This is a genomic window from Lactobacillus sp. N54.MGS-719, assembly GCF_000980505.1.
Classification (GTDB): Bacteria; Bacillota; Bacilli; order Lactobacillales; family Lactobacillaceae; genus Lactobacillus; species Lactobacillus amylovorus.
The window spans coordinates 1-13,271 of the sequence record NZ_LARO01000038.1; the positions used below are offsets into that span (position 1 = coordinate 1).

At 37.9% G+C, this 13,271-nt stretch carries 10 protein-coding genes, 2 pseudogenes and 1 riboswitch; of the genes and pseudogenes, 9 read left to right on the plus strand and 3 right to left on the minus strand.

The window, feature by feature from the left end; translation table 11 throughout:
• Positions 1–212 precede the first annotated feature (212 nt).
• Positions 213–383, plus strand: a riboswitch (Lysine riboswitch).
• Between the two features lie 91 nt (positions 384–474).
• The 8 genes from lysA (at position 475) to WS44_RS07140 (ending at position 8,823) form a co-directional block, all read left to right on the plus strand.
• A complete protein-coding gene (gene lysA, locus WS44_RS07105) occupies positions 475–1,785 on the plus strand; it encodes a diaminopimelate decarboxylase (RefSeq protein ID WP_046433838.1) in 1,311 nt (436 codons plus the stop codon).
• Positions 1,786–1,813: 28 nt separating this feature from the next.
• Complete coding sequence (gene dapD / locus WS44_RS07110) at positions 1,814–2,524, plus strand: 2,3,4,5-tetrahydropyridine-2,6-dicarboxylate N-acetyltransferase (protein WP_046433839.1); 711 nt, start codon at positions 1,814–1,816, stop codon at positions 2,522–2,524.
• Between the two features lies 1 nt (position 2,525).
• A complete protein-coding gene (locus WS44_RS07115; RefSeq protein ID WP_022087727.1) occupies positions 2,526–3,680 on the plus strand; it encodes an N-acetyldiaminopimelate deacetylase in 1,155 nt (384 codons plus the stop codon).
• Between the two features lies 1 nt (position 3,681).
• Positions 3,682–4,617 carry a 4-hydroxy-tetrahydrodipicolinate synthase gene (gene dapA / locus WS44_RS07120; RefSeq protein ID WP_046433840.1) on the plus strand — a complete coding sequence of 312 codons (936 nt, stop codon included), beginning with the start codon at positions 3,682–3,684 and terminating at the stop codon, positions 4,615–4,617.
• Positions 4,610–5,389 (plus strand): 4-hydroxy-tetrahydrodipicolinate reductase, encoded by a 780-nt coding sequence (dapB, locus tag WS44_RS07125; protein ID WP_014565748.1) that lies wholly within the window; start codon positions 4,610–4,612, stop codon positions 5,387–5,389. The genes dapA and dapB overlap by 8 nt, the downstream gene beginning before the upstream one ends.
• 12 nt (positions 5,390–5,401) lie before the next feature.
• Positions 5,402–6,577, plus strand: a complete 1,176-nt coding sequence (locus WS44_RS07130; protein WP_046433843.1) for an aminotransferase class I/II-fold pyridoxal phosphate-dependent enzyme — start codon at positions 5,402–5,404, stop codon at positions 6,575–6,577.
• Positions 6,577–7,635, plus strand: a complete 1,059-nt coding sequence (locus tag WS44_RS07135; protein ID WP_013641764.1) for an aspartate-semialdehyde dehydrogenase — start codon at positions 6,577–6,579, stop codon at positions 7,633–7,635. The genes WS44_RS07130 and WS44_RS07135 overlap by 1 nt, the downstream gene beginning before the upstream one ends.
• An 84-nt stretch (positions 7,636–7,719) precedes the next feature.
• Positions 7,720–8,823 carry a serine hydrolase domain-containing protein gene (locus WS44_RS07140; RefSeq protein ID WP_013641765.1) on the plus strand — a complete coding sequence of 368 codons (1,104 nt, stop codon included), beginning with the start codon at positions 7,720–7,722 and terminating at the stop codon, positions 8,821–8,823.
• A 42-nt stretch (positions 8,824–8,865) separates the two neighbouring features.
• On the opposite strand, the pseudogene WS44_RS07145 reads toward WS44_RS07140, so the two are convergent.
• Positions 8,866–10,571 (minus strand): annotated as a pseudogene (locus WS44_RS07145) (ABC transporter ATP-binding protein).
• Positions 10,572–10,580: 9 nt separating this feature from the next.
• A complete protein-coding gene (locus WS44_RS07150; RefSeq protein ID WP_288145713.1) occupies positions 10,581–11,030 on the minus strand; it encodes a MarR family transcriptional regulator in 450 nt (149 codons plus the stop codon).
• On the opposite strand from WS44_RS07150, the pseudogene WS44_RS10280 reads away from it, so the two are divergent.
• Positions 11,025–11,090 (plus strand): annotated as a pseudogene (locus WS44_RS10280) (integrase); the annotation flags it as partial. The gene WS44_RS07150 and the pseudogene WS44_RS10280 overlap by 6 nt on opposite strands.
• Positions 11,091–11,264: 174 nt before the next feature.
• Here the strand turns inward: WS44_RS10280 and WS44_RS07155 are convergent.
• Positions 11,265–12,875 (minus strand): Mbeg1-like protein, encoded by a 1,611-nt coding sequence (locus WS44_RS07155; RefSeq protein ID WP_046433845.1) that lies wholly within the window; start codon positions 12,873–12,875, stop codon positions 11,265–11,267.
• Positions 12,876–13,271 lie beyond the last annotated feature (396 nt).

Here is a 13,271-nt window from a genome sequence, read left to right on the forward strand (position 1 = left end):
CAGGTTCAGGACACCTTAGAATCCTACTTTGATTAAATAAATAATTAAAAAATCAATTTACGAGAAAGATCTATTTACACAAAAGATTTGACAGTTTCAAATAGCGATAATATCAAGTGCAAAAATAACGTGAATAATAATGTAAATATAAATTAAATTAAATTTTTATAATAAAATTGTTGACTAAAATTTCATAAAACTGTAGACTACAGTTAAATCATAGAGGTGCAGCTGACAAGAGTAGCAATTATGAGTTAGGCACAATGAAGATTAATTGTGAAAGGGGAAGTTGCCGAAGCTTATTCAAGCCAAAGAATTAAGCTGGGTCGCAATCGAAGAGGTTGCGAACTGTCGCGAATTAATCGCGGAGCGCTATCGACCATTAGATTAAGCAAAAACTAATCCATTGTTTGTTTGGCGCAGACAATGGATTTTTTGATTGGCGTTTCGGCAAAATAAGAATGGAGCAGAAACATGAATCCTCAAATTTTAGCAAATCAGATCAATGAAAAAGGACATTTAACTATTGGTGGTGTCGATACGGTGGAGTTAGCTCAAAAGTACGGTACGCCACTAGTAGTGTATGATGTTGAACAGATTCGCAATCAAATCAGAGCTTTTAAAAAGGTATTTGAAAAAGAAAAAGTTGCTTACGCAGTTAGTTACGCCAGCAAAGCTTTTGCTTGTATTGCGATGTATCAAGTAGCTAATGAAGAGGGAGCATATACTGATGTCGTTTCAGCAGGAGAACTTTATACTGCATTAAAGGCTAATTTTCCTACAGAAAGAATTAGTTTTCACGGCAACAATAAATCATTTTTTGAAATTGAAATGGCCGTTAAAAATCATGTAGGCAAAATTATTATTGATAACTTCCATGAGATTAAATTATTGGACAAGGTGCTTCGTGAACAAGATGCCAAAATTAATGTGATGTTGAGAATCACACCAGGCATCTCAGCTCATACGCATGAATACGATCAAACTGGTCAGGTGGATAGCAAGTTCGGCTTTGATCTTGAATCAGGCCAAGCCGATTTGGCTCTAGAACAGGTTTTAGCTAATTCTAGAATGAATATGGTTGGGATTCATGCTCATATTGGATCACAAATTTTTGAATTAAATGGCTTTGAGATGGCTGCTAAAAAATTGATGGAAGTAGCTGAAAATTGGCGTAGCCAATACGGCTATACAGCCAAGGTGATCAATGTGGGCGGCGGATTTGGCATTAAATATACCGCTGAAGATAATCCATTAAAACCTGAAGAATTCGTTCAAGCAATCGTTGAAACGATCAAAAAAGAAGCTAAGGAAGCTGCATTTCCAGTACCAGAAATTGATATTGAACCAGGTCGTTCAATAGTTGGCCCTGCTGGCTATAACTTGTACACGACAGGCAGTCGCAAGGTAGTTCCAGGTTATCGTCCATATGTCACTGTCGATGGCGGAATGGGAGACAACATTCGTCCAGCATTATATGGTGCAAAATACGAAACAGTTTTGACCACAGATCCGAAAGCTCCACTTACTGAGCATGTCAGAATTGCTGGTAAATATTGTGAGAGCGGCGATATTTTAGCAGAGGATCAAGCACTTCCAGCTACCAAGTCAGGTTCATTGTTGGCCATGCTTGATACTGGAGCATATGGTTATTCAATGGCTTCAAACTATAATCGTAATCCTCGTCCAGCAGTTGTCTTTGTCGAAAATTGCAAGGCAAAACTAGTTATCAAAAGAGAAAGCTTAGAAGACTTAGTCCACTTAGATCAATCATATGAAGATTAATAAAAATAAATAATAGGAAGGTAAAAGCATGGCAGAATTAGACGCAAAAAGCATTATTGAATACATTGGCAATGCACCAAAGAAGACGCCGGTAAAAGTTTTTATTAAAGGCGAGATTGATCAACTTGATTTCCCTGAAGAAATTGATAACTTTACCGAAAAAGATTTTGGTGTGATTTTTGGCGACTGGAAAGACGTTGAACCATTTTTAAAGGAAAATAAAGCCCTGATTACTGATTATCACATCGAAAATGAAGCTAGAAATTCAGCTGTTCCATTAGTTGATTTAAAGAAATTTGATGCTCGAATTGAACCGGGTGCAATCATTCGTGATCGAGTAGCAATTGGTAAAAATGCCGTAATTATGATGGGGGCCATTATTAACATCGGTGCAGAAATCGGAGATGATACGATGATCGATATGGGTACCGTCTTAGGTGGCCGTGCCATTGTTGGTAAACATTGTCATATTGGAGCTGGTAGTGTTTTGGCTGGTGTCATCGAACCTGCTTCAGCTAAACCAGTTGTAATTGAAGATAATGTAGTTATGGGAGCAAATGCCGTAGTAATCGAAGGAGTTCATGTCGGTGAAGGTGCCGTAATTGCGGCTGGTGCTGTGGTTACTAAGGATGTTGCTCCACATACGATGGTAGCTGGTGTTCCTGCTAGAGTGATTAAGAAAGTTGACGAAAAGACCGAGAGTAAGACTGGTCTTGAGGATGATCTAAGAAAGATTTAACATGGCAGTTTTAACTGAAGATGAATTAATTAAAATAAGAAGACATTTGCATGAAATTCCTGAACTTGCCTTACAGGAAAAAGAAACTCATGCATATTTATTGGAAGTAATTCAAAATTTTAAACAAGATTATTTAACGATCAAAACACCGGAAAGCTTACCAACAGCGTTATTGGTTTTAGTCAAAGGCAAGGATCCTAAACGAACAATTGGTTATCGAACAGATATCGATGCTTTGCCAGTTACTGAAAAAACAGGTTTGCCATTTTCTTCAAAAACTCCTGGCATAATGCATGCCTGTGGTCATGATATTCATATGAGTGTAGCAATAGGGCTACTGAGCTACTTTAGTGAACAGCAACCAAAAGATAACCTGCTGTTTTTCTTCCAACCGGCTGAAGAAAGTGAAAGTGGTGGCAAGCAGGCCTATGAAAAGGGTATTTTCCAAGGGAAATTTAAACCCAATGAATTTTATGGCTTACACGATAATCCAGCCCTGCCAGCTGGGAGCATTGGCTGCCGAATGGGTACTTTGTTTGCAGGAACTACCGAGATCAACGTCGATCTTTTTGGTAAAGGCGGTCACGCTGCCTTCCCTCAAAACGCTAATGACACGGTTGTTGCGGCAGCTAGTTTGATTATGCAGATCCAAACGATTATTTCACGCAGTATTGATCCAATTCAAAGTGGCGTAATTACGTTAGGTAAAGTTGAAGCAGGTACAATTAGAAATGTGATTGCTGGTCACACGAGAATTGAAGGAACCCTGCGGGGCTTAACGCAAGAAATGATCTTAAAAATTGATCAAAGACTGCGCGACCTATGTGAAGGAATTGCTCGCAGCTACAATATGCAAGTTAAATTAGACTTAAATCAAGGAGGCTACTGGCCTGTTGAAAATGATCCAAAATTAACGCAAAACTTTATTTCTTATATGAAAGAAAATAAGGATGTTAATTACATTGAGACCGAACCCAAAATGACTGGAGAAGACTTCGGCTTCTTGCTTGCCAAGTTTCCAGGAACGATGTTTTGGCTAGGCGTGGGTGATCCTGATTCGGAACTTCATTCAGCTACGCTTAATCCGGATGAAAAGAGCATTCAGCGCGGCGTTGATACAATTAAGGGATTTTTAATTAGTAGAATGGAGAAATAAGATGGCTACATTAATTGATTCTGATTTATTAACGGCGATTGCAACGCCTTTTGACGAAAATAATGAAATTGACTTTGACGTTTTAGAAAAATTAGTCAATCGTTTAATCAATTTGGGATGCAATGGCTTTGTTGTGGGAGGAACAACTGGAGAAACTCCTACTCTTAGTCATGATGAAAAAATATTTTTGTACAAACATTTTGGTCAAATTGTTAATGGCCGTGTACCTGTTATTGCTGGTACAGGAAGCAATAACACGGAAGAAACGATTAAATTTACTAATGAAGTGGCAAAAATCGATGGCATTGATTATGCCTTAGTGGTTGTGCCACCTTACAATAAACCCAACCAACGTAGCATGATTGCTCACTTTACTGCTGTTAATGACAAGACGCAAATGCCAATCATTATTTACAACATTCCAGGCAGAACTGGCGTCAAGATGGAAAAAGAGACCATCGTTCAATTATCGCATTTGAAGAATATTAAAGGAATCAAACAATGTGCCTCTTTGGAAGAATTAGAATACATCATTGATCATAAAGATGATGATTTCCAAGTCTTTACAGGAGAAGATACTCAGGCTTTAACCGCACGTCTTCTAGGTGCTAACGGCGTTATTTCAGTTGCAAGTCACATTTATACTAAGGAAATGCGTCAAATGTACGACTCCTTATATGAAGGAAATTATCCAAAGGCCGCAAAAATTCAGCGTTGGTTAACACCAAAGATGCAAGCATTATTTATGTATCCATCACCTTCACCAGTTAAGGCTGTACTTAGTGCTCAAGGCTTTGATATGGGTGGCTGCCGCTTGCCACTAGTAAGTTTAAATGATGATGAAAAAACAAGTTTGGCAAAGCATTTAGGCTTAGCTGATAATGCTTTAATGCAAAAGTTACCACTTGATTTAGGAAAGGAACTAGAAGATGACTAAAAAAGTATTAGTTGCTGGTTTTACTGGTGCGATGGGACAAAAAGCCGTCAATTTGGTGAATAGCTTAGATAACTTTGAATTAGTTGCGGGGATGTCACCCACAGCTACAAACGATCCGCAAAAATACAATTTACCAGCAGGGGCTAAAATTTATCAAAGTTTAGCTGAAATTCCTGATCTAGCAGCAGATATTTGGATTGATTTTACTACGCCTAAAGCCGTATATGACAATGTTAAATTTGCTTTAGAGCATCATATTTCTCCAGTAGTTGGTACAACTGGAATGAGCGATGAGCAAGAAGCAGAATTAATTAAAATTTCGCAAAAAGAAAAAGTAGGTGGCCTGATTGCACCAAACTTCGGCATGTCAGCCGTACTTTTAATGAAATTTGCTAAAGAAGCGGCTAAATATTTCCCTGATGCTGAAATTATTGAAATGCACCATGCAGATAAAAAGGATGCTCCATCAGGAACTGCTTTAGCTACTGCCAAGATGATTGCCCAAAACAGACCAGAACATGAAACGGCACCAGATGAAGTAGAAACTTTAGAAAATGTCCGTGGTGGAGATTATCAAGGGATTAAGATTCACTCAGTTCGTTTGCCGGGCTATATTGCACATGAACAAGTTTTGTTTGGTGGACCTGGTGAAGCCTTGACTATCAGACAAGATTCTTTTGACCGTGAAAGTTTTATGGGCGGCGTTAAAGTAGCCTTAGAAAAAGTTGATCAACTCGATGAGTTGGTAGTTGGACTAGAAAACATTTTATAAAAGGAGAAACCTATGCCAGAATTAGCTAATGATTTAGGATTAAGCAAAAAGATTGCTAACGTAAAAGCTTCAGGAATTAGAATCTTCGACAATAAAGTTTCAACTATTCCTGGCATTATCAAGTTGACCTTAGGTGAACCGGATATGAATACTCCAGAGCATGTCAAACAGGCAGCGATCAAGAGTATTGCAGATAACGATTCTCACTATGCTCCACAAAAAGGAAAGCTTGAATTAAGAAAAGCCATCAGTAAATATTTGAAAAAAGCAACTGGCATTGATTATGATCCAGAAACAGAAATCGTAGTAACAGTTGGAGCAACGGAAGCGATTAATGCCACTTTATATGCGATTACCAATCCAGGTGATAAGATTGCTATTCCTACGCCGGTTTTCTCATTGTATTGGCCTGTAGCTACGCTGGCTGATGCCGATTATATTTTGATGAATACGGCAAAGGATGGTTTTAAGTTAACGCCACAAAAATTAAAGGAAACGATTAAAGAAAATCCGACAATTAAAGCTGTGATTTTGAATTATCCAACCAACCCAACTGGAGTTGAATATAGCGAAGATGAAATCAGAGCTTTAGCTAAGGTAATTGAAGAAAATCATTTGTATGTTATTACAGATGAAATTTACAGTACTTTGACTTACGGTGTAAAACACTTTTCAATTGCCAGCTTAATTCCAGAAAGAGCAATTTATATCTCTGGTTTATCTAAATCACATGCGATGACTGGTTATCGTTTAGGCTATGTTGCCGGACCTGCAAAAATTATGGCAGAAATTGGTAAAGTTCATGGCCTTATGGTCACGACTACGACGGATTCATCACAAGCTGCCGCAGTTGAAGCACTTGAGCATGGGTTAGATGATCCAGAACAATATCGTGTGGTTTATCAAAAACGACGCGATTATGTTTTAAAGAAATTAGCCGAGATGGGGATGCAAGCAGTTAAACCTGATGGTGCTTTCTACATCTTTGCTAAAATTCCCGCTAAATATGGTCAAGATGATATGCAATTTGCGTTGGATCTAGCTTTTAAAGAAAAGGTAGGCATCACTCCAGGCAGCGCATTTGGCCCTGGTGGTGAAGGCTATGTCAGATTATCTTATGCATCAAGTGATGAAAACTTGCATGAAGCAATGAAGCGAATGAAGAAATTTTTACAAGAGGACGAATAATGGTTAAGGAATATAATGTTGCAATTTTAGGTGCTACTGGTGCTGTTGGTAGAAGAATGATTGATCAATTAGCTAAGTCAACCATTCCAGTAAAAAGCGTCAAGTTATTAGCTTCTAGTCGTTCAGCAGGTACTGTTTTAAAATTTAGAAATCAAGATTTAACCGTTGAAGAAACTACGCCTGATTCTTTTGATGGTATCGATTTAGTTTTATCTTCAGCAGGTGGCTCCGTTTCTAAGAAGTTTTTACCAGAAGCTGTTAAAAGAGGTGCAGTTTGTGTCGACAATACTAGTGCCTTCAGAATGGAAGAAGACGTGCCATTAGTTGTGCCAGAAGTTAACCCTGAGGCATTGAAGACTCATCATGGCATTATTGCCAATCCAAACTGTTCTACAATTCAAATGGTGATGGCTCTTGAACCAATCAGAAGAAAATTTGGTTTAAAGCAAATTATTGTTTCAACTTATCAAGCTGCTTCTGGTGCTGGTCAAGCTGCCATTAATGAATTAAAGAAGGAAGCGCAAGATTACTTAGATGGCAAGGATATGCAAAAAGACGCCCAAATTTTACCAACTAAGGGTGACAAGAAGCATTATCCATTGGCATTTAACTTATTGCCACAAATCGATGTCTTAGAAGACAGTGGCTATTCACATGAAGAGTGGAAGATGATTCACGAAACTAAGAAAATTATGTTAGGCGATATGAATGCTAAGGACATCAAGGTAACCGCCACTTGTGTTAGAGTTCCTGTGCCAATTGCCCACGGCGAAAGTGTTTACTTCACTGTTGAAGATGAAAGTGCTACTGCGCAAGATATCATGGATGCTGTCGCAAACTTCCCAGGTGTGGTTTTACAAGATGATATTAAGCATCAAATTTACCCACAACCAATTAACGCAGAAGGCAAGCGCGAGACTTTTGTAGGTCGTATTCGTCCAGATTATGAAAACAAAGGCGCATTTAACATGTGGGTCGTAGCAGATAACCTGCTTAAGGGTGCTGCTTGGAATACCGTTGAAAATGCGGAATACTTGGTTAAGATGAACTTGATTTAATTGAAAATATGAAAAAAGCACTTAGGTGCTTTTTTTCTTTGTGGTAAAATAGTCCAGGATTTAAGACAAAGAGGGTACTTTATTTTGAAACATAAGAAACAATTCTGGTTATTTTTAACCGCATTAGTCATTGTCTTTTGCGGTTTATTTAATACACAATCGATAAAGGCGGCTTATAGTAATAAGCAATTGCGTAGCTATGCCCAGAAAACAATGAGGAAAAACCATTTACGTGGTTCAATCGTTATCGTAAAAAATGGTCATCGTCAGACTGTTAATATAGGGTACGGCTATTATAAGCGTCATCTAAAAAATGGCAGCAGCAAGTTGGTTTATCCAGTTGGCTCACTACAAAAAATGGTTACAGCGGCCATGATTACACAACTTATTTATAAAGGTAAGTTTTCACAGAACACCAAGATTTCTCGTTGGTATCCATTATTAAAAAATTCTTCTAAGATTACAGTAGGTCAATTAATGACCCATACTTCAGGCATTAATGTGAGTGGTACAGAATCAAGTTACGGCGTCAGATTCTCTGAAAGTGGCGCAATTAATTGGACCGTTGCCAGAGCAAATTTGTCAGGTAATACTGGATTAAATAGTTTTAACTATAATAATGCTAATTATGTTTTATTAGCGGGAATTATTCGTAAGGTTACTGGTAAATCATATGCGGCTAACCTAAAGAGCAGAATCATTAAGCCATTGCACTTATGCCATACTTATATTTATAAGAGCATTCCACGTTCAAAGACTGATGCCATTTCATATTTGTATCGCAATGGTAAAAACTATCGTAGTGCAGCCTACGCAAATGCCAATGTAGTGTCTCAGCTTCCTGGTGCTGGCAATATGTTCTCTACTGCAGGCGATTATTACAAGATTCAACAAGGGATGTATAACGGCAAGATCTTATCAGCTAACCAATTTAGTTACATGGCACATTTAGACTCTAAGGTAAATACCTATTCAGGTGGTTTTTATCTTAAGAAGGGTGGCACCTTAAAATTGGCATATGGTAACTTTGGCGATACGCACTTTGTTAACTGGATGCAATTGACCAAGGACAATAAGAACGGGATTGTGATGTTCTTGAATCAACCATATGGCAGCAAGAATCATATTAAGAGTGTTGGCTATGGTATTTTAAAGCACATCAAGTCTGGTACTTTTATTAAAAGATAGCACTCAAAAAAACTCAGTTCATTTGAACTGAGCTCTTTTTGATTATTTCTTAAATTGATTCTTTACATATTCTGCGTAAAGTGGAGTAGATTTGATTAATTCTTCATGCTTTCCTGATCCAGAGACGGTGCCATGGTCGATGAAATAGATCGTATCAGCATCAACGATTGTACTTAAACGGTGGGCGATAACTAAAGTGGTTCTGTCTTTCATCAGACTACTTAAGGCCTTTTGCACCATTGCTTCGGATTCTGAGTCAAGGCTGGCGGTTGCCTCATCAAGCATTAAGATCTTGGGATTGCGCAAGAAGGCACGGGCGATTGCAATTCGCTGTCTTTGACCGCCAGAAAGCTTAATTCCGCGTTCACCAATTTGAGTGTCTAATTGATCATCCATTTCTTGAACAAAGTTTTTGGCATAGGCCATATCAAGTGCCTGCCATAATTCATCGTCGCTAACTTCACGTTCTAACCCGTAAAGCAAGTTTTCACGAATAGTACCCGGCATGACAGCGGAATTTTGACCAACTAATCCAATTTGTTTACGTCAATTTTCCAAACTGATTTCATCAATATTTTCTCCGCCAATCGTAATCTCACCAGCAGTTGGTTTGTAAAAACGTTCAATTAATGAAAAAATAGTAGATTTGCCGCCTCCTGAAGGGCCGGCAAAGGCAACGACCGTGTTAGGTTTGGCTTGAACATTGATATCATGCAGGATTGGCTTGCCATCTTCGTAGGAAAAATCGACGTGTTCGAATTTAAGTTCTTTGTTGGTGATATCTACATTTTGCTCATCTTGAGCAATTTCTTCAGGTTCATTGATCCGCTGAGTTGAACCACTTGTCTTAGATAATTCGTTGAAGAATTGGCTGATGATAATTACTGGACTCATGATTTGGAAGAGGTACATTAAAAATGAAACTAAAGCGCCCATCGTAAGTGAGCCATTCATTACTCGGATTGAACCGTAGCCGAGAATTTCCAAGAATAAAAGCATCATCATATTAATAATTGGCTGGGTTAAAGAATTAATGAATGCTTCTTTGACACCAATATCGTAGAGGCTAGAAATCCGATTGCTTCCAACGTTTAACTCTTTTGGTTCACCGTTGGAAGACTTAACTAATCTAATTTCGCTTAAAACACTGGTAGAATCGCTTGAAAAGTTGGCTAGTTCGTCCTGGCGCTTACGGCCGATTTTACGTGATTGTTGCATGATTGGGAGTAGAGCCACAACTACCAGTGGAACGGCGATAAACATAATCAAGGTCATTTGCCAATCCATCGCCATCATAATTACTAATGCACCGAAAAATTGTAGTAGAGAAGTGACAGCATTAGGTAAAGTATTGGCTAGCAGATTTTTAACTTGAGACGTATCATTGACTAAACGTGAACTAATTTCACCTGTCTTGGTATTGTCAAAGTATTTTATCGGCAAATGAAGCAGTTTTTGCCAGAGCGTTTTTCTCAACTTAGCAACTACATCTTCACCAAAAATGCCGAGGATTAAACCGGAAAGAGCGCCGACGATTAGGCCACCGATAAATATGATGGCAGTAATGGCCACCAGATTGGTGCTGATGTGTTTAAAATTATTTGCGCAAGCTGTGGTACAAAAAGGCTGGCTCCAGTTGAAATAAAACCAAGAATGATTCCCACAACAAGTTGCCAATATTTAGGATAAATTTGGTTGATCAGACTGAAGAAGTCTTTAAAGCTAAAATTATTTTGTTTTCTATCCATAAAAAACTCCTAGTCAAATGGGTGATGGAATAGACCATCAAATGGCATTTCACGACTGTGACGCATCATTTTTTGGAAATTTTCACTGCCTATTTTGTTACGCATGTTGAGTATCTGCTCGTGAAATTCGTCAAAACGTGCTTCATCTTCGGGACTAGCAATAGTTTTAATTTGTTGATCACAGGCTTTACACAGGCGATCGATGTAACTTGTGAATTGCTTTAATTCCTCATCAAAAAATTCATCAAGTACATCTAAACAATCATGTTGTACGGACTTTATTTCATTACCTTTTTCAGTAAGACTAATTAGCATGACGTGCCGATCTTTAGGGGATGGGGTACGTACAATGTAGCCTTCTTTTTCTAGCTTTTGCAACGTTTCATTTAAAGATTGCTGTCTGATACCTAAAATATAACTTAAATCCTTAGCTGTTATCTTGGATTTGAGTCTAAGCATCGCCGAATCCTCCAATATCACACGGCAGAAGAACTCTTCAAGCAATATATCTCTTCATAACCTAACTGTTGCACTTAAATTGACAATTCAGGCTAAAAAGACAAATAAAACTGTGGCCTCTTTCTTAGCCTTACTTATAGGATTTATCTGGGCCTTAGCTTTAGCTAGTTTAGTAGGAGTTATTTATAATATTTGATCAATAAAAAAGAAGAGTTATTAAACTCTTCTTTTTGTCTATCTATGACTTTTTGGCATCTTAGGCCGCTGGCTGAATAACTCACCAATCAGCTTAAAGAAGCCATATACAATTAACAAAATACCAATGGCAATGATTGACTTGCGATCGAATGCTCTTGGATTTACAATGACGACAATCCCTAAAGCAAAGGCAATGATCGCTTCGATGCCTACTATGATTTTACGAAATACTCCAGGTATCCGCCGCAAAATGATACTTCTGAGTCGAACGTAGGAGTAGATGATCAAAAATAGTCCTAAGAAATAGTGTGCTAAAAAGATTAAAAGGCGATTATTCGAAATCAATGCCGTTGAAAGCGCAAATACAACTAAGTAAGAGATAATAAAGAAATTCTTCTGTCTATCTTTTAACTGAGACTTAGCAGTATTCAATATCTGATGCACGCTGAAGCCAATACCAGTGAAGGCAACCAGCGCACCAAATGCTCGTACAGCGTATTGTGGCAAAGTCAAACTGATAATACCAAGGATAACTAAGATCCAACCAACAATAGTATCAGTAGAAAAGAGCGTCTTAATAATTTGTCGACTCTTAATTGTTTGCCAAATCGATGAAAATAGTGATCCAAATACGAATCTGGTTCGTCTAGATGAGTCAGTTAAGGAAATCAAAATCGCACCGAATCCACCGAAGCCGTTGTTGGCCAATTCATTGATTTTAGTAGCGCCACCGGCACCTAAAGCTGAGAAAAGATCGTTAGTCAATGATTCACGCTCTTTTAAGGTGGCATTACCAATCCATTGATTGATTAATTGGTTATAGACGCGTGACTGAGGATTACGGTGTCTTTTGGTATCAAAATTAGAACCAATAATTTGCCAGCTGTAGGCATCATGTTGACTCAAGTTCTTTCTCGTACTATTAACGATTGTAGGATTGATACCTTCTGGTTCAAACAAACGACCAATAACGCTGAATTCTGGCACAAAACGATGCAAAGTATTTTGCAGATATTTTCTTGGCAATTGTGCACCAACTTCTTCGGCGATACCAGGTGAGTCAAAAGTATAAATACGTTTGATACGCTTGCGCAATTTTGGTTCGATATTAATCGCTGCGTATTCGGCTAAGTTACCACCTTTAGAATGGCCGCCTAAATAATAGTCTTCGTTGTCTGCGTTCAGAATTCTTTCAAGCAGTTTGACGGCTTGTCTTTGGGCAATCGTAACCTTGAAACTAATTTCAAAGTCTTCCTTCCAGCCAATTAATGAATCATCGGTACCACGGAAGGCAATGAAGTTTGTGCCGTCAGTTAATGCAATCTTAATGGCACTAAACTGTGTGTGTTCGGTTAAGGTGCTGACAAAATACGATAATTCTGCGTCTTTGAATCTGTCGGCTTTAGCCATTAATTTAAATAGATCTTGGTATTGCTTAGCGTCAGTCCGTTCATGATCTGCGGTAAAATAGATTTTAGCGGCTTTTTCAAGTGTAATTGTTTTACTGCCACTATCAACAATATCTGGTAATTCTAGATATGAAAAAATAGATAAGACGAGGGCGTCGATGTCATTAAAAGGTGATGTGCTAAAATCAACGTCGCCCCGCCATTTTAGGTATGTAAGAATATTATTGTCTGGATACATTTCTACCATCTTCAATTGAATAAAATAACTCCTATATCAATTTTAACTTAACTGTTTAAAGATAGCGTATAAAAACGACCTTTTGGTATAAATTTCAAAAGATCTTAAAAAGTATAATAACATTTGTAATTATTTTAGCTATAATAAAACAGGTAGAAGGGGATTCTTACTACCTGTAAATGGGTCATAATAAGGACTTATAAAACATTTTGACCCACAAGCTAGTATATCAATTATATTCGAATAATGATATGCCTAATTGTAACTTTTTCTTTTATATCCTTTAAAAAAGAGGATCGTAAATTGCAATAATAAATTGAACACTTAAGCTGCTTGATAGATATGATCCAATTCTCTTTCAAAGATTTCATCTGGTGTATGATATGCCAATATTTT

Excerpts from the sequence above, each read along its gene's own strand:
- lysA (WP_046433838.1), top strand. The coding sequence starts at position 475 with ATGAATCCTCAAATTTTAGCAAATCAGATCAATGAAAAAGGACATTTA.
- WS44_RS07155 (WP_046433845.1), bottom strand. The coding sequence starts at position 12,875 with ATGTATCCAGACAATAATATTCTTACATACCTAAAATGGCGGGGCGAC.
- WS44_RS07150 (WP_288145713.1), bottom strand. The coding sequence starts at position 11,030 with ATGCTTAGACTCAAATCCAAGATAACAGCTAAGGATTTAAGTTATATT.
- WS44_RS07115 (WP_022087727.1), top strand. The coding sequence starts at position 2,526 with ATGGCAGTTTTAACTGAAGATGAATTAATTAAAATAAGAAGACATTTG.
- dapD (WP_046433839.1), top strand. The coding sequence starts at position 1,814 with ATGGCAGAATTAGACGCAAAAAGCATTATTGAATACATTGGCAATGCA.
- WS44_RS07130 (WP_046433843.1), top strand. The coding sequence starts at position 5,402 with ATGCCAGAATTAGCTAATGATTTAGGATTAAGCAAAAAGATTGCTAAC.
- WS44_RS07135 (WP_013641764.1), top strand. The coding sequence starts at position 6,577 with ATGGTTAAGGAATATAATGTTGCAATTTTAGGTGCTACTGGTGCTGTT.
- dapA (WP_046433840.1), top strand. The coding sequence starts at position 3,682 with ATGGCTACATTAATTGATTCTGATTTATTAACGGCGATTGCAACGCCT.
- dapB (WP_014565748.1), top strand. The coding sequence starts at position 4,610 with ATGACTAAAAAAGTATTAGTTGCTGGTTTTACTGGTGCGATGGGACAA.